Source organism: Candidatus Merdisoma sp. JLR.KK011, assembly GCF_036941125.1.
Lineage (GTDB): Bacteria > Bacillota > Clostridia > Lachnospirales > Lachnospiraceae > Laedolimicola.
Genome location: NZ_JAYWSZ010000006.1, coordinates 271,633 through 296,800, shown reverse-complemented (window position 1 = coordinate 296,800; position 25,168 = coordinate 271,633). Strand labels below are relative to the sequence as shown.

At 47.1% G+C, this 25,168-nt stretch carries 24 protein-coding genes; 1 reads left to right on the top strand and 23 read right to left on the bottom strand.

Features of this window, described 5'->3' with window-relative positions; translation table 11 throughout:
• Positions 1 to 3 precede the first annotated feature (3 nt).
• The 4 genes from VV089_RS24855 to VV089_RS24840 are packed head-to-tail and all read right to left on the bottom strand — an operon-like array spanning position 4 to position 3,363.
• Positions 4 to 1,413: a 6-phospho-beta-glucosidase gene (locus tag VV089_RS24855; RefSeq protein WP_172542689.1), complete on the bottom strand. Its 1,410-nt coding sequence runs from the start codon at positions 1,411 to 1,413 to the stop codon at positions 4 to 6.
• A gap of 50 nt (positions 1,414 to 1,463) precedes the next feature.
• Positions 1,464 to 2,714 carry a PTS sugar transporter subunit IIC gene (locus tag VV089_RS24850; RefSeq protein WP_334337807.1) on the bottom strand — a complete coding sequence of 417 codons (1,251 nt, stop codon included), beginning with the start codon at positions 2,712 to 2,714 and terminating at the stop codon, positions 1,464 to 1,466.
• Between the two features lie 21 nt (positions 2,715 to 2,735).
• On the bottom strand, positions 2,736 to 3,047 hold the full coding sequence (locus VV089_RS24845; RefSeq protein WP_172542687.1) for a PTS sugar transporter subunit IIB: 312 nt from the start codon (positions 3,045 to 3,047) through the stop codon (positions 2,736 to 2,738).
• Positions 3,040 to 3,363: a PTS lactose/cellobiose transporter subunit IIA gene (locus VV089_RS24840; RefSeq protein WP_334337806.1), complete on the bottom strand. Its 324-nt coding sequence runs from the start codon at positions 3,361 to 3,363 to the stop codon at positions 3,040 to 3,042. Before VV089_RS24840 ends, VV089_RS24845 begins: the two co-directional genes overlap by 8 nt.
• A gap of 252 nt (positions 3,364 to 3,615) precedes the next feature.
• Between VV089_RS24840 and VV089_RS24835 the strand changes: the two genes are divergently transcribed.
• On the top strand, positions 3,616 to 5,538 hold the full coding sequence (locus VV089_RS24835) for a BglG family transcription antiterminator (RefSeq protein ID WP_334337805.1): 1,923 nt from the start codon (positions 3,616 to 3,618) through the stop codon (positions 5,536 to 5,538).
• Positions 5,539 to 5,554: 16 nt separating this feature from the next.
• Here VV089_RS24835 and VV089_RS24830 read toward each other — a convergent pair whose 3' ends face one another.
• The 19 genes from VV089_RS24830 to VV089_RS24740 form a co-directional block, all read right to left on the bottom strand.
• Entirely contained in the window at positions 5,555 to 7,384 is a 1,830-nt protein-coding gene (locus tag VV089_RS24830; protein ID WP_334337804.1) for an SUV3 family DEAD/DEAH box RNA helicase, read from the bottom strand.
• 136 nt (positions 7,385 to 7,520) lie between these two features.
• Complete coding sequence (locus VV089_RS24825; RefSeq protein WP_334337803.1) at positions 7,521 to 8,003, bottom strand: VOC family protein; 483 nt, start codon at positions 8,001 to 8,003, stop codon at positions 7,521 to 7,523.
• A gap of 260 nt (positions 8,004 to 8,263) precedes the next feature.
• Positions 8,264 to 8,419, bottom strand: a complete 156-nt coding sequence (locus tag VV089_RS24820; RefSeq protein ID WP_334337802.1) for a hypothetical protein — start codon at positions 8,417 to 8,419, stop codon at positions 8,264 to 8,266.
• A 12-nt stretch (positions 8,420 to 8,431) separates the two neighbouring features.
• The gene (locus VV089_RS24815) at positions 8,432 to 9,238 is read right to left on the bottom strand and encodes a DUF3879 family protein (protein WP_334337801.1); all 807 of its coding nucleotides are present in this window, start codon (positions 9,236 to 9,238) and stop codon (positions 8,432 to 8,434) included.
• 230 nt (positions 9,239 to 9,468) lie between these two features.
• Positions 9,469 to 10,404, bottom strand: coding sequence for a hypothetical protein (locus VV089_RS24810; RefSeq protein ID WP_334337800.1), 936 nt, complete (start codon positions 10,402 to 10,404; stop codon positions 9,469 to 9,471).
• Between the two features lie 39 nt (positions 10,405 to 10,443).
• A complete protein-coding gene (locus VV089_RS24805) occupies positions 10,444 to 11,907 on the bottom strand; it encodes a sensor histidine kinase (protein WP_334337799.1) in 1,464 nt (487 codons plus the stop codon).
• Positions 11,900 to 12,604 (bottom strand): LytR/AlgR family response regulator transcription factor, encoded by a 705-nt coding sequence (locus tag VV089_RS24800; RefSeq protein ID WP_172543000.1) that lies wholly within the window; start codon positions 12,602 to 12,604, stop codon positions 11,900 to 11,902. The genes VV089_RS24805 and VV089_RS24800 overlap by 8 nt, the downstream gene beginning before the upstream one ends.
• 155 nt (positions 12,605 to 12,759) lie before the next feature.
• Positions 12,760 to 12,996 carry a helix-turn-helix domain-containing protein gene (locus tag VV089_RS24795; RefSeq protein WP_334337798.1) on the bottom strand — a complete coding sequence of 79 codons (237 nt, stop codon included), beginning with the start codon at positions 12,994 to 12,996 and terminating at the stop codon, positions 12,760 to 12,762.
• A gap of 267 nt (positions 12,997 to 13,263) precedes the next feature.
• On the bottom strand, positions 13,264 to 15,891 hold the full coding sequence (locus VV089_RS24790) for a KGGVGR-motif variant AAA ATPase (protein WP_334337797.1): 2,628 nt from the start codon (positions 15,889 to 15,891) through the stop codon (positions 13,264 to 13,266).
• Entirely contained in the window at positions 15,888 to 16,334 is a 447-nt protein-coding gene (locus VV089_RS24785) for a hypothetical protein (protein ID WP_334337796.1), read from the bottom strand. Before VV089_RS24785 ends, VV089_RS24790 begins: the two co-directional genes overlap by 4 nt.
• 294 nt (positions 16,335 to 16,628) lie before the next feature.
• Positions 16,629 to 17,960, bottom strand: coding sequence for an MATE family efflux transporter (locus tag VV089_RS24780; protein ID WP_334337795.1), 1,332 nt, complete (start codon positions 17,958 to 17,960; stop codon positions 16,629 to 16,631).
• A gap of 236 nt (positions 17,961 to 18,196) precedes the next feature.
• Positions 18,197 to 19,030, bottom strand: a complete 834-nt coding sequence (locus VV089_RS24775) for an AraC family transcriptional regulator (protein WP_172542998.1) — start codon at positions 19,028 to 19,030, stop codon at positions 18,197 to 18,199.
• Positions 19,031 to 19,056: 26 nt separating this feature from the next.
• The gene (locus VV089_RS24770; RefSeq protein ID WP_334337794.1) at positions 19,057 to 19,437 is read right to left on the bottom strand and encodes a DUF5655 domain-containing protein; all 381 of its coding nucleotides are present in this window, start codon (positions 19,435 to 19,437) and stop codon (positions 19,057 to 19,059) included.
• A 69-nt stretch (positions 19,438 to 19,506) separates the two neighbouring features.
• Positions 19,507 to 19,956 (bottom strand): RpiB/LacA/LacB family sugar-phosphate isomerase, encoded by a 450-nt coding sequence (locus VV089_RS24765; protein ID WP_172542996.1) that lies wholly within the window; start codon positions 19,954 to 19,956, stop codon positions 19,507 to 19,509.
• 25 nt (positions 19,957 to 19,981) lie between these two features.
• Complete coding sequence (locus VV089_RS24760) at positions 19,982 to 20,839, bottom strand: MurR/RpiR family transcriptional regulator (RefSeq protein ID WP_334337793.1); 858 nt, start codon at positions 20,837 to 20,839, stop codon at positions 19,982 to 19,984.
• A 9-nt stretch (positions 20,840 to 20,848) separates the two neighbouring features.
• Positions 20,849 to 22,375 carry an FGGY-family carbohydrate kinase gene (locus VV089_RS24755; protein ID WP_334337792.1) on the bottom strand — a complete coding sequence of 509 codons (1,527 nt, stop codon included), beginning with the start codon at positions 22,373 to 22,375 and terminating at the stop codon, positions 20,849 to 20,851.
• Between the two features lie 16 nt (positions 22,376 to 22,391).
• Positions 22,392 to 23,330: a carbohydrate kinase family protein gene (locus VV089_RS24750; protein ID WP_334337791.1), complete on the bottom strand. Its 939-nt coding sequence runs from the start codon at positions 23,328 to 23,330 to the stop codon at positions 22,392 to 22,394.
• 2 nt (positions 23,331 to 23,332) lie between these two features.
• The gene (locus VV089_RS24745; protein WP_172542992.1) at positions 23,333 to 24,307 is read right to left on the bottom strand and encodes a transketolase family protein; all 975 of its coding nucleotides are present in this window, start codon (positions 24,305 to 24,307) and stop codon (positions 23,333 to 23,335) included.
• Between the two features lie 30 nt (positions 24,308 to 24,337).
• On the bottom strand, positions 24,338 to 25,153 hold the full coding sequence (locus tag VV089_RS24740; protein WP_334337790.1) for a transketolase: 816 nt from the start codon (positions 25,151 to 25,153) through the stop codon (positions 24,338 to 24,340).
• Positions 25,154 to 25,168: the final 15 nt, after the last annotated feature.

Below are 25,168 nucleotides of genomic sequence, written 5' to 3'. Positions count from 1 at the left end.
CCTTTAATCCAAGTCCTCTCCATTGGAGGCAATTACCTTCTGATACCATGCAAAGGAAGCTTTTTTACGCCTTGCAAGCGTTCCTTTTCCTTCGTTGTCCATATCTACGTAAACAAAGCCATAGCGCTTTTTCATCTCTCCTGTCCCGGCAGATACCAGATCAATACAGCCCCAGGGAGTGTAGCCCATGAGCTCCACGCCGTCCTCCTCCACTGCCAGCTTCATCTGTGCAATGTGTTCCCTCAGATAGGCAATGCGGTAATAATCGCAGATGCTTCCGTCCGCCTCGGCCTTATCTACGGCTCCCAGACCGTTTTCCACTACAAACAGGGGAATCTGATAGCGATCGTAGAGATAGTTCAGCGCAAGCCGCAGTCCCACCGGATCCACAGTCCACCCCCAGTCTGACGCCTTTAAATAAGGGTTCGGAATCGTATGCATCATGTTGCCGGGGGTAGTGTCCCGATCTAGCTGCCGGGAGGCTACATTGGAATTGTAATAGCTAAAACCGATATAATCTACCGTTCCGTTTTTCAAAATCTCCTCATCCTGCGGATCTTTCTTCAGATTCACACCCTTTCGGGCCAGAAATTTTTTCCCTTTGCTGGAATAATACCCACGCACCTGCACATCGCTGAAAAAGTAGTGGATATCTATAGCTTCCAGACATTTCAGCTGATCCAGGGGATGACAGGTCTCTCCATAAAAGGCAGGATAAAGCATCATCATCCCTATCCGGAAATCCGGATTGATGGAATGCCCAAGCTTTACCGCTTCCGCACTTGCAACCAGCATGTGGTGAGCCGCCTGGTATAAGACCGGATAAAAGGCTTCTCCCTCCTCCAGCCGGATTCCGGCCGCCATCTCCGGATTCAAAACCAGTACATTGATCTCGTTAAAGGTCATCCAGTATCTTACTTTATCCCGATAGCGCCGGAAGATCGTTTTGCAGAACCTCAGATAATGCCCAATCATCTCCCTGCTGCGCCAGCTTCCGATGGTCTCTGCCAAATGATAGGGCGTCTCATAATGGGAGATGGTCACCACCGGCTCGATGCCGTATTTCAAACACTCCGCAAACAGCCTGTCATAAAATTCCAGCCCCTTTTCATTGGGCTTCGTCTCATCTCCATTTGGAAAAATCCGTGTCCAGTTGATGGAAGTGCGAAAGCACTTAAATCCCATTTCCGCAAAGAGAGCAATATCCTCTTTATAATGATGGTAAAAATCAATGGCTTCATGGCTTGGGTAATACTTGTTCGGAAGAATCCCCCTGGTGTACTCCCGTTTCCGTTCTGCCGTTCCCGCCGTCATACAATCCGCAGTACTAATCCCTTTTCCGTCCGCACGGTAAGCACCCTCACACTGATTGGCCGCTACTGCCCCTCCCCACAAAAAGTCCCGCTGCAGCATCTTCTTCTCCTTTCTCAGAGAGGCCGCCGGCCTCTCTTGATCTATAGTGATTATACTCCTTTTTCTTCCTCACAAATCTGACGATCCACCATTTTAAAGAAAGGAAGCCAGATCAAGGTGGTCAGCAGCACCAGAACTACCTGTAGGAGCATCGTTGGCAGCCCCTGTGCCAAAAAGCCGGACACGAACTGAGGCATCGTCCAGTTAACCATGGTTCCGCTCAGACGAGGTGTAATACCAAGGGCAATGGAACAATAACTGATGGTGGTGCATATAATCGGATTTAAAACATATGGAATCATCAGCAGTGGGTTCAGCATAATCGGAATCCCAAACAAAATCGGTTCATTAATCCCAAAAACCGCCGGTAAAATAGACATTCTGCCCAAAGTCCTCATTCGCTTACTCTTTCCGGCAAATGCCATTAAAAAAGCCAGTCCGAAAGTACCGCCGATCCCCCCTGGCTGGCAGAGCACAGAGAAGGAATCAATGATAATATTAGGCAGAGGACTGCCTGCTGCCAGCGCCGCCAGGTTCTGCTCTGAAGCAGCCATCGTCAGGGGAGAAATAATTCCAAAAATCGAATTTCCATGTATGCCGCAGAACATAAACAAGGTAGACAATATCTGCACCAGAAGGTAAGCCGGGAAGGATAAGCCGACACTCTGCAGAGGAGTCTGGATAAAGCTATAAATCACTTGATGTATACAGCCAAAGCTGGTCTTTGCCATCAGCATACTCACCGCAATAGCCGCAACTGCACTGATAACAGTAGGCAGCAGCGCTTTAAAGGATTCTTCCACCATAGGCGGAACGCCTTCCGGCATATGAATATAGATTCCTTTATCCTCCATCACCTTATGAAGCCTCACTACCAGAACCGCCGAAATCATACAGGTGAACAGCCCCGGGAAGCCCAGCCACTGGGCAGGAATGTTTGTATACAGCTCCGTGGGCGTAAGAAGCAGAAAGGACATAACAGAGGCAACTGCGCAGGGCAGCGGCGCTATCCCAAGCTTTCCGGCATATTGATAGGGCAGTACAAAAGCAATATACAGGGTTATAATACTTAAGGTCAATGACTGGAGGGTCATAAAAACCAGGCCAAGTCCAGTACTGTTCACAAAATTCTGCCAGACCGGAATATCCAGAAACGCCCCCAGACAGGCAAAGGAGCCTATCATAATCACCGGAAGCAGGATTTGGAAGGTTGCTCCCAGTGCGCTTAAAAAGTTACTCCGGCTGATTTTATTTGCCAAGGGCATCAGCCATCTCTGCAGGTTATCCATCAGTTTATTCATTTCTTCTCTCCTTCGTTTCTTTTATTGCTTCTCTGCAAGCTTTATGGCATCCTCAAGGATTTTGTCTCCGTTCATCATTCCAAAATCCATAGGCGCAATGGTATCAATTTTTTCCGCATATTCCGGAAAGCTTTTTCTGGCTGCGTCCTTTTTAAAGGCAAGCTGCGGCCCCAGAAGAACTGCATCCTTCTCTTGGATGAAATTTTCCATCTGGGTAAAGGGATAGGCCGCAATGTCCGCTGCAATGCCCTTGCTCTTAGCTGCAGCTATCATCTTTTTTACCACCATTCCGGTACTTGCTCCATTTTCGCAAACCAATGCTATCTTATACATGTTTCTTCTCCTCCCTAACCGCTTTGTATAAATGAATCATTTCTTCCGCCATCGCTTCTGTCATATCTGCGCTTGTCAAATGATCCGCCGCGTGAACCAGCAGCATAGTCACCTGCAGATCCTGGCGTTCCGCATCATAGAACAAAAGCTCGCTATGACACTGGTGGCATTTCACAATGGCTTCGTGAGCCTGCCGCAAAAGCTCCCCGGCTTCCTCAAAGCTGCCTTCCCTTGCTTTCTGAATCGCCATCATAGAAAGACTTTTTCCTTCTCCTCCATAGGCAATGATTTCCATGCTCTTTTCAACCGCATTCATAAAATTCCTCCTATTCTAAGTCGCTGCGCGACAGCACTAAGCTGGACTTCCGTTTTGGATGCTTAAGACTTTGGCCCGTCTTCTTGCATTTATCATAAAGGAATCCGGCCGGAGAATCCATCTTCAATCCTGCACTGCCAGGGTGCAATTTTAAAAATTGTTTTCTCTTTACGGGTTTTTTATAATATGTTCCATAATAGGTTAGGCTAACAGAAGCCACACTGGATTTGCGGAAAGGAGTAACAGGATTTTATGAAAAAGAAGCTGTCAGAGGTTTTGTCTTATCTCAACCATCAGAAGGAATGGATGACTGCGTCAGAGCTTGCAATCGCCGTCGGCTGTTCTGTGCGGAGTGTCAAGACCTATATCGCCGAGCTGAATTCTTCCTATCCGGATCTTATCGCTTCTTCCCGGAAAGGCTTTCTTTTGTCGGACAAAGGGCTGGCATTCCGGCTTCTCAATGAGGCTGAGGACACCCTTCCACAGACCTTTGAAGGACGGAAAGCTTATCTGATGCAAAAACTCCTGATTGAAAGCCTGCGTATGGATTTGTATGATCTTGCGGAAAAGCTTTGTATCTCTCCCCTTACCTTAACGAATGAAATCGCAAAATTTAAGAAGGAGCTGATCCCTTTTGATCTGGTTTTTCGCACAAAAAACAATGAGGTTTGGATTGACGGAAATGAAAAGAATAAAAAGAAAATGATTTCTCATATCATTTATGACAGCACAAAAGATTTCTGCTGCAATCTGGATGCGATCCAGAAGTATCTGCCGGACATTGATCTGCGCATGATCCGTCTGATTGTCACAGAAAGCATGCGGGAGTTCCACTATTACATTGATGATTTTTCCCTTCTTAATTTTACCCTCCATGTGGGAATCACAACGGAACGCTGCTACGGGCCGGAGCATATGAGGGAAGCAAAGCAAGAAGAGCCTCTTCGGGAGCTGGCAGCCCTTCCTGCACATATCACCTCCCTTATGAACCGGATTTTTGAAAAAATGAAACAGCATTTTCATGTTGAATATCATGCTTCGGAGAAATTGGATCTCTCTCTTTTGCTGATGACCAGGCTGATTCGGGACAGCCAGACGGAAAACCGTTCCAATCTCCGGGAAATGCTTCCCCAGGATATTCGAAAGCTTCTGGAGGTGATTCAGAAACGGGTCCGCCTTACCTTCTATCTGAATCTGAATAACCAGGATTTTCTATTTCGCTTTGCTCTGCATTTGAAAAATATGATCATCCGTCTGGAAAATCAGATTGCTCTGAAAAATCCACAGCTGCATTCTATTAAAAATTCTTACCCGTTTATTTATGACGTCTCAGTCTTTATCGCTGATATCATCCGGCAAGAACGGGGATTTCTGCTTTCAGAGGACGAGATTGCCTATATTGCGCTGCATCTGGGCGTGCAGTTTGAAGAACAGCGCGCTTTTCGGGAACGGGTAAAGCTGCTCCTGATCTGCCCTCACTACTACTCCTCTAACCATAAGCTGCTGGCAAAAATCAATATGCTTTTTGAAGACAATGTCCTAATCTGCGGCGCCTTAAGCGGACCGGATGAGCTTTCAGCCTATGGGGATTATGACCTTATCGTTTCCACCATGCCGGTTCTGCCTGCGCCGGATGTGCCGGTTGTTCCGATCTCCTATCAGATGCGCAATGCAGATATTGCGGCTGTTTCCTCTGCCATTGAACAAGTAAAAAAACAGCGGATTAAAACTATTCTGGAACAAAAACTAAAATATCTGTTCCATGAGGAGCTGTTTTATTATCAACCGGCCTTTTATTCCAGGGAAGATACCATTTCCTGCATGGCAGATCAATTGGAAGCCGCCGGATACGTGGAGGCAAATTTTAAGGAAAAGCTCTTTGAACGCGAGCGCATAAGCTCCAGTGCTTTTGGCAATATCGCCATGCCCCATCCTATGGAAATGTGCTCAAAAAAGACAGCGATCGCAGTCTCTTGTTATCCTTCCGGCGTTCCATGGAACCAAAACCGGGTAAACCTGGTGCTGATGCTGTCTATTACGGAAGAGGATCGGCCTCTGTTCCGGGATATTTTTGACCTTGTAACAGAAATTATTTCAGATAATAAAAACTTCCGGGCCCTGGTTTCCACCAAAACCTGCCAGGAGTTTATCAAGCTTCTTGTATCGCTTTCCTAAACCCCCGGCCTTTTTATTATTTCCGGCGAAAGCACCTGTCGCAGACTTGGAATTGGGCTCCGAGAGGCAGCAGCTTTCCGCAGTAACGACACCTTGCAATGTAATCGGTTTTTCCCTTGGTGAGGTATTTCATAATCATCATTTCAGTGCGGTTCCGCTCTTCGTTCAGCCAGTCTTCTTCGATGACCTTCTGCATCCGGTGGGAGAACTGATAGTAGAGGTCAAGCTGCTTGTAGTAAGTCTCATACTGCTGGATGCCTTTTCGCCTGCCGTACTCCAGCCTGGGACGCTCTAAGGATACGTCTGCCGTATAGTTTTTGCAGTAGGACAGCCAGAGGGACACGACTTTCCGATCCTTGATGTCGATAGGGCAGGTGATCATCCGGTAGAGGATGCGCTTGTCCTCAAAGCCCTCTATCTGATCCCGGCATTTTTTTGCCTGTTCGTAAAGGGTCAGGGCTTCGTCAATGTTTTCCTTCACGAAGGGGGCGGACGGTGTTACGGAATGCCAGATTTTGAGGATCTCGTCCAAGGGGCCCTCGATATCCAGGAGAAGCTGGGGGAAGCCCAGGTTGACTTCCTCGATAGGCTGCTCCTTGGCCTCGTAGTGTTCACGGATGAATTCCAGCTCTTCCTCTCCCATGGCATTTACATAGCCGCAGTTGTAGATGCCGAACCGCCCCGCCCTGCCTGCTATCTGACGTACCTCTGAAACTGTCAAGAGGCGTCTTCCCACGCCGTCGAATTTTTCGGCCTGAAGAAATACGATTCTGCGGACAGGGAGATTCAGGCCCATGCCGATGGCGTCTGTGGCCACTACGACTCTTGTCTTTCCTTTGTTGAAAAGATGCATCTGGCGGCGGCGGATTTCCGGGGGAAGGCTGCCGTAGATAACACTGGCGTCTATGCCCTGTTCCTCCAGACGCCCAGCCACATCCAAGACGGATTTTTTGGAAAATACAATGAGAGCATCCCCAGGCTTTACGTCCTCCGGGAAGGCAAAAGGCTTGTCTTCACAGAGCAGAGCTGTCTTCCGCTCGTAACGCTCTATCTCGTAGTCATCGCCGCAGAGCTCAATCAAATGAATCATGGCCGGTTCTGCCGCCGGGCTCATGCAGATGTGGATCTCCTTTGCGCACAGCCCCAAGATGGCCTTTGTCCAGGAATGGCCCCGGTCCGTGTCTGCTACCAGCTGCGCCTCATCTATAACGGCGATGTCGTATTCTTCGTCAAAGTCTGCCATTTCTATGGTGGAGGCTGTGATCCGGCTGTTTTCTTCCTCAATGCATTCCTGGCCGGTAAGCATAGTACAGGGTACGCCGTAGGCATTGATCTGCTCGTAGACCTCCAGGGCCAGAAGGCGCAAGGGGCCTAAGTAAACGCCCTTTCCGGCTGTTTTCAGCCGCTCCAGGGAACGGAAGGTTTTTCCGCTGTTGGTGGGGCCGATGTGAAGGATGAAATGGCGCTGCATTCTGCGCACCTCGGGGAATTCCATTTCCGGCCGGGAAGGTACTAACTCCAGGATCTTATTTTTCACTTTGTATTGACGGAATTTTGCGTACAGGGTAAAGAGAGTCTCCTGGCAGAGGGCTCCAGGAAGCTTCCGCTTCAGGTAGGATAAGAATTCTCCGTCAAGACGTTCTTTCTGTTCTTTCAGCAAAAGTCCCAGATCCAGATCTACCAGCTTGGGAAGCAGCTCTATCTGGATGGTAAGGGTCAGTGCGTCTCTTTTTTTCCGATAGGCGTAAATAGCCATATTTTTAATCTGACGGTGGTAGTCTTCCAGATTCTGGATGGGTACACGGGAGGGCCTGGCCCTTCTCAATGCTTTCTGGAGATTTTTCATCCGGCTTGGGGCGTCGGTGTATCAGGGAATCTTTTTCTCTTTTTTTCTGCTTTCTTCCGTGTATTGTTCGATGTAGAATTGTATGAGTTTTTTTCGTTCTATCATGGCTGTCCTTTTTCTGTTTTTATATTACTGTTTACTCCTTCGTATCCGGTTCTCCCTGACAGATTCCGGTCACTTGGGCAAGAGGGAGCTGTGTTTTTTCGGAAACCTCTTCCAGAGACATTCCGGCTTCATAAAAACGCCGTGCCACAAAATCCATGGCCTCGCCCACTTCTATGACATGGCCGTCCGGATCATAGAGACGTACCACTCTCTGGCCCCAGGCGTGTTCCACAGGCTTTTGAAAATAACGCACCGGTTCCGGATAAGCATTGAGCATTTCCAGGAAAGCGTCCAGATGGTTTTCTTCAAAGTATAGTTCCATATCGCCGTCTCCATAGACGGTTTCCTTTTGCACCAGACGCTCCCAGACGGATCTGTCCTGCAGTGCAAGACCCTCTGTCAAGACCACATTGCCGCCGAAATCAGCCAGGGTTCTAAGGCCGAAGAGGTCGTGGTAGAACCGCTTTGATTGCTCTATATCTTCTACTACAAGCAGTACATTTTTCAGTCTCATTCTTTCTCCTATTCCAGTTCCGTAATATCCCTCACAGCACACAGGTTTGAAATCAATTTCCAGCCACAAAAACATGCGTCTGTAAATCGATTTGTGCGCTTTGAGGGATATTACTGTTTTTTCCAGTTCCGTAATATCCCTCACAGCACACGGGTTTGAAATCAATTTCCAGCCACAAAAGCATGTGTCTGTAAATCGATTTGTGCGCTTTGAGGGATATTACTGTTTTTTATTCCAGTTCCGTAATATCCCTTTCTATTCTATAGAAACTGGCGCAGGATTGCAAGCAGAAACCTGGCTGCGGCAGAATCTGTGAACACTGCGAAGTCAAAATACCCCTCGGCAAGCTGACGGAGCGTCAAGCTTGCCGAGGGGTATTCACATCCATAGAATACTTCCCCTTGGGACAATTCCATGATTTTTCTCTTTTACATCAGCATATTAATCAAAAAGCTTCCCTGGCTCTCTTCTTCCTGTTCCTGCCCCTTTCCTGAAACCTCGCTCATACGCTCCTTGGCTTTCTGCAGCATAGCCCTTACTTTTCTCACTTCATTTTCATCGCACATGTCGTTTGCAAGTCCGTTCTCACAGTCGGCAAGATCCTGCTTCAAAAGGCTTAACACCACTTGCACCTGGGCAGCTGTCTTTGCGGAAGCAAGCTGTCTGGAGCGCTTTTCCTGGTTAAAGGCTACTTTTCCGGAGGGCTTTTCTTCCTCCGGTACTTCGCTGCCGCCCGGCTGTTCCAGAGTGAGGCGATCTTCCTTTGGTTCTTTTGCTTCCTTTGCTTCCTTTGCTTCTTCCGGCTTTCTTGTGAGAATGGTTTCTATGGCCTTGCTTGAAAATATTTCGTCCAGCATGCCTTCCGGGATCTGCTCTCCTGCCTGCCAGCCGGGAACTTTTTCCCGAATTGCGGCAGTCACCGCTCCTGACAGCTCAAGATTAAGCTGCCCCAGGGTCCAGGCTGCGGAAAGCCGGTCTTCTCTGTCCAGGGTTTTGTAATACTCATTCAACCCCCGGGCATATGCCTCGTCCTCCCTCTCGTTTCCTCCGGACATGCCGTTGTACTTATAATACGATTTTTTTACTTCTTTCAATACATGTTCTTTCATGTCGTCTGACACATCAATGATTTTTTTGTAATCGTTCCTTCCGGTAACGCACATTCCCTCTACTCCGTAGGAATTTTTAAAATGTCCGGAGTACAAATCCTCAATGGTATTGCGGTAATATCCCATAGTTCCCCTCCTATTCCAGTTCCGTAATATCCCTCACAGTACACAGGTGTGAAATCAATTTCCAGCCACAAAAACATGCGTCTGTAAATTGATTTGTGCACTTTGAGGGATATTACTGTTTTTTATTCCAGTTCCGTAATATCCCTCACAGCACACGGGTATGAAATCATATAATTATATATCGGCAGAAATAGGGATTATTTTGGGTCTTTGGAATGAACGGGTATGTTTTATGGTATAAAAAAAATACTTTTGAAGCGCATCTTCCGAAGATATTTTTTAAACCATGCTTTTACGCTCTCCCATCGTCTCTTTGCCGCAGGTTCTTTCTGGCAGATCGGCTCCTTGATATCTCTCTGTTCCTGCAGCTTACGAACTTCCTCTGTTCTTTCTTCACTTGGAACTGCTGCCGGATTCTTGTTCCTGCCGGATGCGCTGTCTTCACCTCTTAAGGTATGCTTTTCGGCATTCTCCGGACTGTAATCATAATTTCGTATCAAACCGAGCGCATATCCAAAGGTTACATCTGTACAGTTTGGATTCTGCACGTGAAATCCCCGGACGAATTGACGCCGCCCGTCCTGAATCACCCGGTAATTGTTATGTAACAGCTGCACATGTCCGTTCCTTGAAACAATCTGTATTTTCCAGGTATCTTCCTTGTAGCTGATAAGAAAACCGTTTCCGGATATCCGGGTTTTCATACCTCTCACAAGGAACATATTTCTTAACTGCTTTAAAGTGATACCGCATTGTTCAAAAATCTCTTTGTAACGTTCTGTATATTCCGGATCCTTCGCCCCTATCCGGAGATATGCCTCTGCTGCACATGCAGGACACTGCCGCATATTGGACAAGTAGGACTCCGAATATTGTAATTCTTCGTCCGAAATTTCCTTTACATATTGGCAATGCTTTTCGTGAAGGATCCTATCATTTTTCGAGTAGATAAATTTTACATTTTCATTGCTGAAAATCCGCTGTCTGTACAAAGAAAATACCTGCTTCTCCGGCTTTTGGCCGGCCGTCTCTGACGGCTGCTTCTTTTCCTCTGTTTTTACCTGGAAATCCGCTTCTGCAGGCTTCTCCTTTTTTAATTCCCCCAGCAGCGCGTTAAAATCCTGACGCTCATAATTCCGCAGCCTTCTTGAACTTGTCTTTGGCATTGGCCCCCCTTTGTATCTATATGAGAAACATTACTATTTTCAGTTCTTCAGCTTGAGCATTACGGCCAGGGTGAAGACCCTGCCCTCTGCATTCCAGTCTACGGTTCCCTGATAGCTTTCGGCTACATGCTTCATATTGAGCATTCCAATCCCGTGAAGCTCTCTCTCCTCCTTATCCGTCATCGGAAATTCCATCCCAGGCTTTCTGATAAGGCTTCCGTCAAAGCTGTTTTCCACACGCAGAAAGAACAGGCTTCCCTTCTGAAAGGAAATCAGACGGATAAAGATCCCGGCCTCCGGTTCCCTGCTTTTCAGCTTCACACAGGCTGCAAATGCATTGTCCAGCGCATTTCCTAAGAGGATGCCCAGATCATAACTTTGGATTGACAAATGCTCAGGGAAGATAAGCCGCTCTGTATCCAGCTCCAGATCCGGCAGACGCTCCTGCGCCTCCTGGGATTTTTGATGAAGAAGGGCATCCACTACCTGGTTTCCCGTGAGAAACGGAATCTCCAGACGCTCCACGTTCTGTCCAAGAGCCGTCAGATATGCCTGCAGTTCTTCATTTTTCCCTGGTTCCTCCTGTCCGGTGAGGCTTGTTATCACCGCAAGGGTGTTCTTCATATCATGCCGGATGCTTTTCAAGCCCGAATGGATGCGTTCCTGCCCGCGCATATGTTCCTGCATATCCTCCACCTGCTTTTCCAGTATCATCCGGCTGTTTTTCTCCCTGCTTAAGCTTACCATTTTCTGAAAGGTGCGCACTCCCAGGAGAATGGACAGCAGCGATAAGAGAAGAACCAGCGGAAGCAGAAAGACAAGCAGCGGATACTTCTGATACAGAAGAACGGGAATGTCCTCTTCCACGGTAATCATAATCGCCCGAAGCAGCATGCACAGCGTAAAGCCGGTGAGGGCCGGTATCAGAATGAACAGCAGTTCTTCCCTCCCTGCCGAAGCATCCTTTTCCCTGTAATCTTTTACAATCCGTTTTAAAGCCAGGCCCATAATCGCCAGGACAAAGAGAGTGCGAAGTACCTGCAGGATTCCCACAGTCAGATTCAGCGCCTTTTCCCAGGCCGAAACGGAAAAGAGCATTCCTCTGCCTCCGCACCATTCCAAAAGGGCAAATGCAGCATCCGACGGCTTTTCCAGCAGAGTCACTGCCAGAAAGACACTGATATCCCGGACAGCCTGAAATGCTGCTGTCAGAAACAAAGTAATGCCTTTGAAGGCTTTATAAAAACACAGAACAAGGGCAGCCAGCAGCAACAGGGACAGGAGCTGCTTTCCAAGCATCAAAGCCGCTGTATATTCCGAAGGCCACAGGAAGTCCAGGACTTTCCGCATTACGGTGTAGGAAACTGCTGCATACAAGCCCGTATGGCGCAGCCTTCCTCTGGGCTCCAGAAAGCTTCCGAAAAAATACTGGAGAAAATACCCCTGTGCCAGCACAAGCAGCAGCTCCAAAAGCTGAAACAGAATCTCAATGGTTCTAGACACTGGACACGCCTCCGTTCTGCAGATACCACATGTAGGCTTTTACAAATTCTCCATGCTTCTTCCTGGTCAGATAAACCTCATCTCCCCCTGTGAGCGTAATTCTGTCCGGGCCGTATTCGGTGATATAAGCCATATTTACCAGATATCCTCTGTGACAGCGGTAAAAGCTGCCGCCCAGCCGTGCTTCCAGCTCGTTCATAGAGCCGTAGATCGTAAATGTCTCCTTTAAGGTGTGAATGTCTACCTTCTTTCCCCGGCTCTCGATGTAGAGAATATCGCTTTGAGCCACAGTCTTATTCCGGGCCCGGAGGAAAATCCGTTCTTTTCTTCCGGATCTGCGTCTTTCGGCTTCCGCTCCTGCCTGCTCCAATACCTGGATGAACTTTGTCTCTTCCAAAGGCTTTAGCAGGTAATGAAAGGCCGACACGTCAAAGGCTTCCAGCGCATATTCTTTTGCTCCTGTGACAAAAATCAGTACGGCGTCGGGCTGTACTTTCCGAAACTCCCTGGCCGCCTCCATGCCGGTCATTCCCTCCATCTGAATATCCAGATATACCAGATCGAAAGGCTTTCCTGCTGCCAGGAAAGATTGGCCGGAGGTGTAGACCGTAATCCTGCTGTCCGGCCGGGCCTTTTGGATTAAGTTTTTTATTTGTTCACAAATGACCGTCTCGTCATCTACAACTGCTATGTACACACGCTTCACCTCATTCGGATTGCCGGCAGGATGCCTTGGCGGATAAGGCAGGCCGGTTTATGGGGACAATATAATTGTATATCGGCAAAAGCAGGGGATTGATTGGGATTTTGGAATGAAAAGGGGGTTCTTATGGAATAAACAGAATCAAGCTTCTACTTACTCTTATGCCCTCCCCCCAGCTTCTCCATCCGCATCTTATACTCCATCAGCCGCAGAAGATAATGAGGCATAGACCGCTTTCCGTGCTCCCAGTCCTGCATGGTACGGTAGGGGATCTCAAAATATTCCGCAAACTCCTTCCAGTTCATGCCGGAGGATTCCTTTAATTGAATCAGCCGCTCTCTGTCTTCCATTCCTGCATTTTCCCTTTTCCTTCCGTCCGCATTCACAGCTTTTTCCCTCCATCTTAAGCTTCTATTTCCTCTCAGCCAAAAACGCAATGCGTCTATATTGGCTATTATACCAGCATAAACGCATTGCGTCAATCCCATTTCTTCTATATAAAAGAATATACTCTTCCAGCGCCTTAAGTCCGGCTTGTGTCAAGTTAATGACAAAAACTTTTTCAACTTTTTAAAAAAAATCCATCCATATGGTTACAAACCACTTGCATAAATGGATAACCCTTAACAATTCCATGAACTCTAAATCAATACCTATTTCAATAACAAAGACAGCACCTTGGGACGTGCACCTTTTTCATACTTAAACTTTAAGGCATGTCTAATAATTTCAGGTAAATAATATCGATCATTATCTATTTTTAGATAACCTTCCTGTTTCATAATCTTTTCTTCCGCCTGCGTAAAGTTAAATGTATCCGCCGCAAATGGTAAAACTTTTTTTTCTTCCGATGCCTGTTCCAATTTGTCAAAAATCGGTCCTAATGCTTTAATTTCATCCCTTATTTCGCCAATCTTATCATTAGAACATTCTGAAACCGCCTTTCTTATTTCTGTAGGCATTAAATATCTGTCATCATACACTGCTTTGCCCACATGGTCAGTTGCTTTCTCCAAAAATCTGATAATATCACGCGCCTGTAACTGTCCATTAAAATCTGATAATGCCGCCAAAATCCATCTTGAAGAATTTGCTTCATTAGATGTTGGCTTTCCCAGTTTAACTCCCCATAATCTATTAAGCGTTTCTTCTATTACTTCTCCCGAAGCAATTTCAATTGGTATATTTCCCAAATAAAAATCTGGTACTGCCTGACTCGTCAGCCATGCTGCCAATCTTAATGCCTCAGTATTAGACCATTGCAATTCAACGGCACGATATAAAGAATAAAATTGTTCATAATTAATTGTTAATGAATCTCGTGCCATATCTTTTCTCAAAAATATCATAAGCCCCACATGATGATAAGCTACTTTCATTTCGTCAACCAGATCTCTGCATAATGCCCTAATCGCATTTTTCTCGTTTTCCGACGATATTGTATGTTCAAAAATCTCTTCCAGCCCATCTAGTAAAAATACAATCTTGATATGCTTATATTGCAATTCCTCTTCAAGTTCTGCTAATGAATGATATGCTTTATCAAATGCACTTAAAATAACTTTTTTCCATATCTCTTTCCACTCCAAAATATCATGGGTTTTTCTCACATGCATTAACAGCATATCTTTACTGTCCACATATACCGAATTATTAATTTCCCCTTTCATTCCACATTTATTGTAACCAATTATGGCGTTCTTAATAACCCCAGTAAATCCTCCCGCATTACCTGAAGCCAAAAGAGGTATTGCCAGTATACATGTATCATCACCCGGATCTTTCGATACTGGTTCATTTTTGCTCATTCGTTCAACGAACTTTTCCCAATACTGCTCCCTTAATATTTCTCTATATAGAAATGTTTTACCTGCTCCCTTTGCGCCCATGATTACTGTATTTGGAATACTATTTTTATATTTTCTAATTAAATTCTGAATTGACTCTGTCATCAATACTTCAAATGCTCCATCTCCTTCTGCTGTAATTTGGTTTGCTGCAAACTCATGAATATTACTTATCACTTTGTTTCTTGATATCTTTAAACCATCACTCTTTGTTTCTTTTGAAACCATATAACTATTTTTAACTATTTCACAAATATTTTTGTAGAAATCTCTGCCGCTTAAATTTGCCATTATTTTAGGCAACGTTTCTAAGTGTACTAATTCACTTGCAAATGGAAGCTCCGTCACTATATTGTCCGTTATAGAATCATCGCTCTCAGCTATATTGGAATGATAAACAGCAACTAATTCGCTAACGATTTCATCTGTATTCATTCCATTTTGCACCATAGTCAGTAAAACCTCGGGTATTTTGGAATTCTCATTTAAAGGCAAACCTTTGTTCAATTGTTGTAAAAGTATTTCTGTTCCCTTAACAGACTGATAAGATGTTGATGTCACAATATATTTTTTTACTCTAGGATCAAAAAGTAACGGCGCAGAAAACTCGCTTAATCCCGCCCTCAAGTCAATCAGCACCAACCCTGCATTTACTTTCTTTCCCAATTTTGATAAAACTTCCGCTAAAATATATTTTTTATTATAACTAATAGCAAGACTTTCGGGACTTGCATACATATCAAGCAACTGTTCCACATATCTATATGTTGGTAAAACAATATGCTCTGCCCTTCCCCGTTCTGTTTCTATTTTAACAGTCAGTTCCGATACTTTATCTGCAATTAACTTAATAATCTCATCCGCATTATCCTTTTCCTGTGTAACTTCCAAAAGATCCAAAAAGCTAAATGCTGTTTCCTCCTGCTTCATAGTAAGCCATGTAATTCCCGGTGCCTCAATATCTGCATCAATGACAAGAAGTTTTTGGGCACTCTCTAAATTGTTTAGCTCAGACCATGCTTTAACAAAAGCCAATAAAGATAATGTACGTCCTACCCCTCCCTTGTACGAATGAAAAGCAAGAACAGGTACTCCCGGTAATTCCTTTTCTATCAACTCGTTAAAATACGCTGTCTTCTGGTACAAAACATTCCTAAAAAGCGGTGTGACTACATTATCATTTTCCTCATTCTCATCACTTTCAAAAAGCACACCTAAATATTCAGCTGATAAATCCAGCAATATTTTCTCGCCATCGTATTTTTCCCTAAAGATCTCTCTTAATATCTTTTTAGCGCCCTCCTCAGATTGCCCCTTTTTTAAATGAATAATTATTTCATCGGTATATATTTCAGTATCATAAATTACTCCATGCCACTTATCTTTATTTAACAACAGTTCTCTTTCTATGTCTTTCCATGTATATAGCATCATTGTCTTCTCATCCCTTCCTTTATCCAACAAGCGATATCATTTAATGAGTCCTCTATCTTTTCTTCCTTGTCTAATTGTCTTTCCTGTGTGTTAATACAGTATCGGTAAAGCTGATGATAAGTTTCAGCGTCTACAATATTTCTATGTGCCGTTTTTAATCGTGGAAATTTAAAATTTCCCTGCTGTCCTAACTCTTTTAATATTCTCTCCAAATTATGAGATTTCAACATTTTTATCTTCTTATCATCAGTGCCTTCCAAAATTTTTTGAGGATTTTTCTCGTTCCATCTATCTAATAGCTTATATTTCAAACCGCATTCCACACTATAAATCAATAGTAATCTTCTGCTGTTTATATCTGCATTTTCACTTTTAAGTCGTTTATATGATTGGTAATGCTTCTCGTACCCTCTTCTATAATCTCTTTTATCTGCAATCAGCATTTCTTGTATACCTTTCATTTATCATCTATGTTCAAATAATTATATCTTCTCTCACAAAATACGTCAATAAAGAGAGCGAATACATTATCTAAATAATGTTAATATCATTTCTGTTTTCTATTTTTTATTTTACAATACACTACTGCCATCAACGTACTAAATATGACCACCATCGCCTGGGCGATAATCCCCACTGGATTCACACTCCCATACTGACTTCTATATGCAATCATATTAACAGGCATCAGCTGCAAGAAAGAAAATTTCGCCAACTCTTCCAGCGTCCCACATCCGTCAGGCATTCCGGCCCGATGCAGGGCGCTTTTCCTTCCCCAGAAACACCAGCGTAATTACCAGTGTCACTGCCTCTGTCACCGGAGCCGCCATCCACACGCCGGTCATTCCAAACAGCGCTGGCAAGGTAACTATACAGATGAGAAGAACCACAAGCCCCCGGGAAAGAGAGATAACCGCCGATTCCAGAGCCCTCCCTGTTGCCGTAAAATAAAAAGAAGTAATCCCGTTGATCCCGGCGAAGAAAAAGGCACTTGTAAAAATCATCATTCCCGAGCATACCATTTCCTCAATCTTTTCATTTTGCACAAAGAGGCTGCCATACCACCCGGAAGCCGCCGACATTGCCAGAAATACCGCCGCCCCAGCCCAGAACACATAGCAGTTAGTTCTCTTCCGAAGCGCCCCGGCCAGTTCGTATTCTTTTGCGCCATAGGCAAAGCTGATAAGCGGACTGGCCCCCTGTCCAAAGCCCACCACCAGCATACTGAAGCCATAGGCCCCATATCCGGCAATGGTAAATGCCGTCACTCCGTCCACGCCTATTTTCCTCATAATCACAAAATTGTAGGCAAACATGGCAAGCCCTGTGGACATTTCCCCAATAAATTCTGAGCTTCCGTTTAACATGCTCTTCACAAACAGCGGCCACGAAAAGCGGAAGGATCCCAAACGGTAAATACTGGCCCTTTTCCAAAAATACCAGAGAATGCACAAGAGAGAAGCCAGCGCAGCCAGAAGGGACGCCGCCGCGATTCCGCCAGCTCCCCAGGTTAGGCAGCCGGCAAAAAGATAGTCAAAAACAACATTCAGCAGGGCGTTTAGAACCGTTACCTTGAGAAAGTAACCGGGATTCCCCTCGCCCCGGATAAACATGCCGAAGGAGGAATTCACCACCATAACCGGAAGCTCCAGCAGCATAATCCAATAATATTCCCGAAAATACCGGCCCACCTCTCCTTCCGCCCTCAAAAAAGACAGCATGGGCGTAAAGACTGACAGCATCACGCAGCTTAAGAGGAGGGAGGCTGCTATGGCAGCAGCAATCGTCTGACGAAACATATGATTGGAGGCTTCCTTTTGGCCTGCTCCAAGAGCCATTCCGGCCATAGCCACGCCGCCTATGGAAATCATCAGCCCTACGCCCAGATACAGATAGACAATGGGAAGGCCCAGGTTGACTGCTGCAATTCCCTCCTTTCCCACATAATTTCCCATGAAAAATCCGTCCGCTACGGTGATAAATGCGGTGAGCAGCATGGAGATAATGGCAGGGACGGAAAATTTCAGAATCATGCCTGCCTGGTTTTTCCGAATTTCTTCTAAGTTCATAATCTTCTAAGCTCCTTTCCTTTGTCTGCCTGTGCTTTGGGGACATACAGGTACGCCGCAGACAATCATACCGCCACCTCACAGAAGCAGCTGCACTTCTATCAAATGACGGTATCTATTATAAAAAGAAACTAAATTATAAACTTCTGAATTCTTGCCCTCTTCTTCCCGGCAGCATTTAACAGGCAAGGTATCTTTTCAGCAGACGGAGCCGGCAGGGAAGGGAGCTCTTCTCCTTACTTTATGGGAATGCAGATATCCAGTTCCATATACATGGTATCGCTGTCCACTCTATGGTAGACGTCAAACATACTTCTCTCTGCATCCAGTTTATAGGATGTCCGGGGCAGCCACACCAGGAAAATGGTCTGATAGGCGGCGTAAATGCATTTTGCATGGCCCTTAAAATGGTAAACCACACAAAAGCCGCCCTTCAGCAGCGCCGTATTTTCCAGAGGACAGTCCTTCTCCACGCTGATGCAGATATCATAAAGGCAGTTCCCGGGCGCTGTCACCGCCGGATCGTCATAGGTCCGCTCCAGCAGCTGTGTTTCCTCTGTAATATATGCCCTGTATTTTTCCAGGAACTCCTCCCAGGCCATACGAATTCCCTCATAGCTCCCGAACCGCCTTTCGTATATCACATGATAATCAGGCAGCGCTTCCCTGGTGATTTTGCTGTCACACTCCTCAAAGCTCTCCGCCTTCCATTCTTCCTGGTGAAAAAAGGGGTGCTTGACGGAATCATAGGAAATACTTCTGCGAAATGCGATGGGCGCCACCTGATAATGCTGCCTAAAAGCCGTACTGTAATTGGAGGAGCTGTAACCGTAATCTGCCCCAATCTCTGTAATGGGCCGCTCCTGCTCCACCTTCAGCCGAAAAGCGCTCTGTTCCAGTCTCACCCGTTTGATAAAGCCATGAACGCTCTCCCCGGTCTGTGCCTTAAACAGCCGGCAGAAATAATATTTTGAAAAATGGCAGTGGGCTGCAGCCTCCTCCAGGGTTACATCCTCAATATGCTGCAAAATATAGTCAATGGCTTGATTGATGCTTTCGTTGGTAATCATTTTTCCTCCGGTGTGCCGAATTCCTCTCACCGCTTTCCTGCGGAAAAAACGCCGGCTTCTTTTATCCACCCCAGCAGCTCATCGTCCACTTCATCTACCTGGGAAATCAGCATATGATGCGTCCAGCGGTTTGGATAAGGCTCCGTGGCCGCGTCAATCCGCGGTGATTCCTTCCGATATCCCAATCCAAAGGTTACAGTAATATAAATATCCGGACGCTCTTTGGCCTTACGCGCCGGCAGGAAGGAGACGAAGGCGAAATTGTGCTTATTGGCAAAAGAAATCTGTGTTTTCTGCACCTTGATCTTCACGTCTGGGATCTCCGACAGGATCCGCTCCTCCAGAGCCTCGTACAAGGGCAGCGCTTCCGGGTTCTTGTCAAAAAAGAATAAAATATCCTGGTTCATCCCTGGTTTCCTCCGTTTTTCCTTAAAATCTTCCTTATGCCAAGGGTAAAACACTTCCGAACGTACTCTCTACCCTTCTGCACACATAGCTTCCAGCCTGCGGATCTGATCCACCTTAACCTGGGACGCACAGCCCGGCACGAACTCCGAGTCCAAAAAAATCTTTAACAGCATTTCAATCACCTTCGTTCCCTGGGTGAAAGCTCCGAAGCAGGCGACATTGGCATCATTGCTTTTTCGGGCCCGTTCCGCCGAATAGCAGTCTGTGATCAACGTTGCAATCACACCCTTTACTTTATTTGCGGCTATGGACATTCCAAGACCTGTTCCGCAGATCAGAACGCCCCTGTCGCAGGTTCCTTCCGTCACGGCCCTTCCCACTCTGTATGCCGTATTTGCATACAGGGGATCTTCGCTGCCCATGTCCAGCACTTCATAACCCCACTGCTCTAATGCAGTCATAATCTTTTCCTTACATGCCTCCGCATTGGGATCACACCCCACTGCAACTCGGTACATGATCACCTCTCCTTTCTGAGATGTGCTATTTATTCATATCCGATGACATCATGGTATTCTGAAGCATAGTCTCATAATCCAGCGGTCCTCTGGCTATAATTCCCAGATAAAACATTTCTATTATGGCCAGCTCCGCCGCTCTCTTTGCCACACTGTCTCTTCCGATGGTTGTATCCACAACGGAAATAAAAATGTTGATATCAGAGCATTTTGTCAAAGGCACATTTCCCGTCTGGGTAATGGAAATGGTCACGGCCCCTTTCTCATGGGCCAGCCGGGCAGCCTTTACCACATTAATGGAACGGCCGCTGCTGGATATCGCTATCACTACATCTTCTTTTGTCAGACGCATCGCTGTCTCGTACTGAAAAATCACATCCGTATACACATAAGTGGGAATTCCCACGCGATTAAATTTAAAGCTTGCCAGCAGACAGTTTGCCTGGGAATCTCCCGTGGCAAAAAAGTAGACTGCCCGTGCGCCAATAATGGCTTCCAGAGCCCGATCGTAATCCTTTGTAAAAAAAGTCCGCGTATTGTTCAGCGAGCGCAGAATCCCCTGGACAACCTTATCAAAAATATCCACAAGGGAATCATTAGCCGACACCGGCTTCGGATTATGCTCATCCTCCGCCTCTATCTCGGACTTTGCAAAGTCCTGCTTCAATTGGACAAAGGAGCTATACCCCAGCCTTTTACAGAATCTGCTTATGGTCGCCTCGCTTGCCTTGGATTCCTCGGAAAGCATGGCGATTGTCATATCGGAAATCTGCTCCGCATGTGACAGCATATACTCTGCCACGATTTTTTCTGCCCTGGGCAGCGACGGAATCAGAAACTGCAGCTTTATCTTAATCTCATTCATCTGTATTACACCATCCACCTTAAGTTTTTATCCCAGGCCGGCCAGCCTGTGCATGTCTTCCTTTATAGCATAATACAAATGCTTATAAATTTCAAAATAATTATCATAGAATTCACTTTTCTCTTTTGCCGGAGAGATTGTCTCTCCCTCCTTCACCCAGCCCTTTATATCAGAAAAATTCTGAACGCTTCCCACCGAATAGGCGGCCAGAAATGCATCCCCGTAAGGCGCCTCCGCCCCTTTGGGCATCCGCACCAGGGTCTTTCCGGTAATGTCTGAAAGAATCTGGTTCCAAAGCCTGGAGCCGCTGCCGCCTCCTGTCAGCTTACAACAGGCATTCATATTGATATCCTCTTCCAGCGTCTCTACCATATGGCGCATTCCATATCCCACTGCTTCCAGGATTGCCCGGTATATATGGGCTCCGCTGTGTTTCAGACTCAGCCCCATCACAAGGCCTCTTGCCTCGGAATCCCAGATAGGACACCTCTCGCCCATAAAGTAGGGCAGTATCAGCAGTCCCTCACAGCCCGGCGGTACTTTTAAGGCAGCTTTTTCCAGCTGCTCAAAGGGAATCCCTCCAGCCTCTCCTATCTTCCACTGCTCCGGCGAAAACTGCTCTGAAAACCATTTTGTCAATGCTCCGGCTGTAGACATTCCTCCATATGTGTATCGGATCCCCGGCTCCTCCGTCACGTAGGGCATTGTAATGTACATAGGGCCGGGAGACATGTCCGAATGAATCACCCCAAAATTAAGGCTGGTGGCCAGAACCGCAGCACACTCTCCTTCCCCTGTCACTCCGGCTGCCAGGGTGGAAGACAGACAGTCCACACAGCCTGCACAGACCGGCAGTCCTTCCAAAAGCCCCAGCTCCCCGGCGGCTTCCCTTGAAAGCTCTCCTGCGATTTCATAAGGCTTAAGAAGCCTTTCCGGCAGCTTGGTAAGGGGAATTTCCAGCATTTCGCTCATTTTCCGGGACCAGATGCCGCGCTTCATATCAAAAAGCCCTCCCAGATTTCCTGCGGCTGTTTTATCCATCACCGTCTGCCCTGTCAGCCTGTATATCACATACTGGTTGGGAGGCAGAAACACCTCTGTTCTTTTCCAAAGCTCCGGTTCGTTCTCCTTCATCCACAGAAGCTTCGTATATCCAAAATACGAGTCAATTCCGTTTTCCGTAACCGAGAACAATTCTTTTTCATCAATATGGGCCCGCAAACTCTGTGAGAGTCTGCCGCTTCGGCGATCCATCCAGATCATACAGGGGCGTACAACCTCCATATTCTTATCGAGGGGAACTCCGCTCCCTCCATACAGGCCGCTGATGCATAGTGCAGCAGCATGTCCGGGATTTATGCCGCCCTTATCCACAGCATTTCGAATGGTGCTTTTTACTGCATCCAGCCATACGTCCGGATGCTGCTCCGCCCAGGAGGGATGAGGTTCTAAAACGCCATACTGGCGTACATCCGAGGAGATTATAGTTCCGTTCTCATCTGTTATCACGGTTTTCGTACTGGAAGTGCCGATATCCGTTCCTATAAAAAACATGTAAAATCACCTCCCTTTATCCCGACGCCGCAAGCACCGCCTCAATCTCCCTGCGTGTGGGCGCAATGTCCATCAGTCCTTTCCGCTGTACACAGACAGAGCCTGCCGCACACCCGAACCGCAGCGCCTGCCTCCACTCCATCCCTTCCATCAGTCCTGCAATCAATGCACCGCTGAAGGTATCTCCCGCCCCTGTGGGATCAATCTCTTCCGCCGGAAATCCCGGCTCCCGGATACACGCCCCGGCCTCAAAGCCGTATGCGCCGTCTCTTCCCAGTTTAAGGGCAGCCCGTTTTCCTTTTCCTGCTGCAATGGTACATGCCTCCACATCATCCTTTGCCTCTTCAAACAGCACTGCCTCGCCTTGGCTTGGAAGAAACAGATTGCAGCGGTCATAAGCTCTCTGGCAGAGACGCCGGAATTCTTCCTTTTCCATGACCTCCTTCCGGTAATTGGGATCAAAACTGACCATGACCTCGTCGCTGATTTCATCCAGCGCCATCTCGTGAAGCCGGGCGATGGATTTGCTTACGGAAAGAGCAAAACCGGATATGTGAAGCCATCTCGTCTGTTTTAAAAGGCTCCTGTCAAAGTCCTCGGGGCCAAGCTGAGCCGCAGCCGAAGTTGGAAGTGTAAAAACAAAACTTCTGCTTCCGTCACTGTATTTTGCCAGCAGTGACAATGCGGTAGTATAGCCTTCCGCCCTTCTGATACGGGTATAATCAATTCCACTGCGCTCCATCTGGCGCAGAAAGGAATCTCCCAGCGCATCCTTTCCCACCACTCCCACATAACAGCCCTTATGGCCCAGCCGGACGCATGCATTCAGACAGATTCCCGGATCTCCCGCCGGATACGGCCCCTCAAAGTCTCCGGGCTCCTCCAGAGGCGCGTCCAGCTGCTTCCGCATAATCTCCATAATGGGAACTCCAAATGTCACCATATCATATCCCAACCTTACCCCTCCTTTCCTGCAGCAAGCTTCCTGGCCGCAGCCGCAAAATCCTCTGCGGTAAAATGATATTCCTTCAGCATGTCCTTGTAAGGCGAAACCGTATGGGGATAAGCATCGGGCAGACCGATCTTCTCCAGTCTGCAGCCGCATCCGTGGGCAGCCAGAATATTGGCTGCCATACTGCCCATGCCGTTTACCACTGTGTGCTCCTCGATGGTGATAAGAGCCTTCGATGCGGCGGCAAGCTCCAGCACAACGGCCTCGTCCATGGGCTTAATCTGAAACATATCCGCCACACCTGCTGATATCCCCTCTTCCTCAAGCTGCTTCCTGGCCTTCAGCGCCTCCCACAGAAGAGGACCGGATACAAGAAAATTTACATCCGTCCCTATTCCGTAGACTACAGCTCCGCCCTGCTCCAAAGGTTCCCGGCTCTGATAGATTCTTTCCGGAATGCCGCCGTTCAGCCGCAGATAAACAGGCCCTTTCATCTCAAGCGCCCTCTCCAGAAGACTGATCATCGCCATATGATCCGCAGGACAGAATATGGTCATTCCCGGAAGGGAGGACATGACAGCTATATCCTCCCAGCCAAAATGCGTCACCCCCTGGGTTCCCATTCCGATGCCGCCCTCACTGCCTACCACCACCACGTCCAGCTCACTGTAGGCCACATCCACACGGATCTGCTCAAAACAGCGCTCTGACGCAAAGGGGGAAAAGGCAAAGGTGACCGGCTTCTTTCCGCCTCTTGCCAGGCCTGCCGCAACCCCTGTCATATTCTGCTCCGCAATTCCGCAGTCAACAAACTGATCCGGACACCGCTCAAATCCGCTGCACCGGCAGGCGCGGCCCGAATCCGACACAACAAAAACAATGTCCTCATTTTTTTCCGCCAGCTCTTGAATAATCCTTCCGAACATTGGGCGGAATTTAATATCCCAGTTTCCAATTTTGGATACATCTACCCTATTCATGCCATTCTCCTATTTTAGTTCCGTAACACCTTACTCCAGTTCCCTTAAAGCCAGCTCCAGATCCTCCTGGCTGATCTTTACATGATGCCAATCATTGTTGCTGCAGGCTTTGCTGAAGCCTGCCCCTTTGACGGTTCGGGCTACAATGCAGGTGGGCTGATCTTTTACAAGATGTTTCTTGTCAAAGGCTTCCTTCATCTGCGCCACATCGTTTCCGTCTGCCTCTAACACATTCCACCCGAAAGCCCTCCATTTATCCATGATTGGCCCTGCCTTCATCAGTTTATCCGTGGCGCCTCCATATTGAAACCCGTTTACGTCGATAATCGCCGTTAGATTCCAAAGCTTATATTTTGCTGCGAACATCGCCGCTTCCCAGATGCTTCCCTCATCAAGCTCCCCATCCCCCATAAGTGTGTACACATGATACGGACGCGCTTTCATCCTGGCGGCCAAAGCCATTCCGCCGGCCACGGACAGACCATGGCCGAGAGACCCCGAAGGATGTTCGATGCCGTTCATCCCTTTTCCGCTGGGATGGCCCGCCAGCCTTGTCTTTGTCTGGTTAAAGGTATTTCCCTCCTCCTGGGTTATCAGCCCGGTAAGTATCAGGGGGGCATAGAGCCCAAGAACTCCATGGCCCTTGCTCAGAAGAAACCGATCCCTGTCCTCCCAGTCCGGTTCCTCCACCCGGTAATTCATCACTTCAAAATACAGCACCGTCATAATGTCCATGATACTAAGAGCCGGGCCCACATGAGCCCCCTCCCCGCCTGCCAGATAGGACATTTTCATACAAAGCCTGCGCATCTGTCTGGCCTTTTCTTCCAATTGTTCTATTCTCAAAGCAATCCCTGCCCT

Bases quoted from the DNA above. Each gene is read 5' to 3' on its own strand.
- VV089_RS24855 (WP_172542689.1), bottom strand. From the start codon at position 1,413: ATGCTGCAGCGGGACTTTTTGTGGGGAGGGGCAGTAGCGGCCAATCAG.
- VV089_RS24850 (WP_334337807.1), bottom strand. From the start codon at position 2,714: ATGAATAAACTGATGGATAACCTGCAGAGATGGCTGATGCCCTTGGCA.
- VV089_RS24845 (WP_172542687.1), bottom strand. From the start codon at position 3,047: ATGTATAAGATAGCATTGGTTTGCGAAAATGGAGCAAGTACCGGAATG.
- VV089_RS24840 (WP_334337806.1), bottom strand. From the start codon at position 3,363: ATGAATGCGGTTGAAAAGAGCATGGAAATCATTGCCTATGGAGGAGAA.
- VV089_RS24835 (WP_334337805.1), top strand. From the start codon at position 3,616: ATGAAAAAGAAGCTGTCAGAGGTTTTGTCTTATCTCAACCATCAGAAG.
- VV089_RS24830 (WP_334337804.1), bottom strand. From the start codon at position 7,384: ATGAAAAATCTCCAGAAAGCATTGAGAAGGGCCAGGCCCTCCCGTGTA.
- VV089_RS24825 (WP_334337803.1), bottom strand. From the start codon at position 8,003: ATGAGACTGAAAAATGTACTGCTTGTAGTAGAAGATATAGAGCAATCA.
- VV089_RS24820 (WP_334337802.1), bottom strand. From the start codon at position 8,419: ATGGAATTGTCCCAAGGGGAAGTATTCTATGGATGTGAATACCCCTCG.
- VV089_RS24815 (WP_334337801.1), bottom strand. From the start codon at position 9,238: ATGGGATATTACCGCAATACCATTGAGGATTTGTACTCCGGACATTTT.
- VV089_RS24810 (WP_334337800.1), bottom strand. From the start codon at position 10,404: ATGCCAAAGACAAGTTCAAGAAGGCTGCGGAATTATGAGCGTCAGGAT.
- VV089_RS24790 (WP_334337797.1), bottom strand. From the start codon at position 15,891: ATGATGCTATATACATGGAAAGACATAGAAAGAGAACTGTTGTTAAAT.
- VV089_RS24785 (WP_334337796.1), bottom strand. From the start codon at position 16,334: ATGCTGATTGCAGATAAAAGAGATTATAGAAGAGGGTACGAGAAGCAT.
- VV089_RS24780 (WP_334337795.1), bottom strand. From the start codon at position 17,960: ATGAACTTAGAAGAAATTCGGAAAAACCAGGCAGGCATGATTCTGAAA.
- VV089_RS24775 (WP_172542998.1), bottom strand. From the start codon at position 19,030: ATGATTACCAACGAAAGCATCAATCAAGCCATTGACTATATTTTGCAG.
- VV089_RS24770 (WP_334337794.1), bottom strand. From the start codon at position 19,437: ATGAACCAGGATATTTTATTCTTTTTTGACAAGAACCCGGAAGCGCTG.
- VV089_RS24765 (WP_172542996.1), bottom strand. From the start codon at position 19,956: ATGTACCGAGTTGCAGTGGGGTGTGATCCCAATGCGGAGGCATGTAAG.
- VV089_RS24755 (WP_334337792.1), bottom strand. From the start codon at position 22,375: ATGTTTTTTATAGGAACGGATATCGGCACTTCCAGTACGAAAACCGTG.
- VV089_RS24745 (WP_172542992.1), bottom strand. From the start codon at position 24,307: ATGAATAGGGTAGATGTATCCAAAATTGGAAACTGGGATATTAAATTC.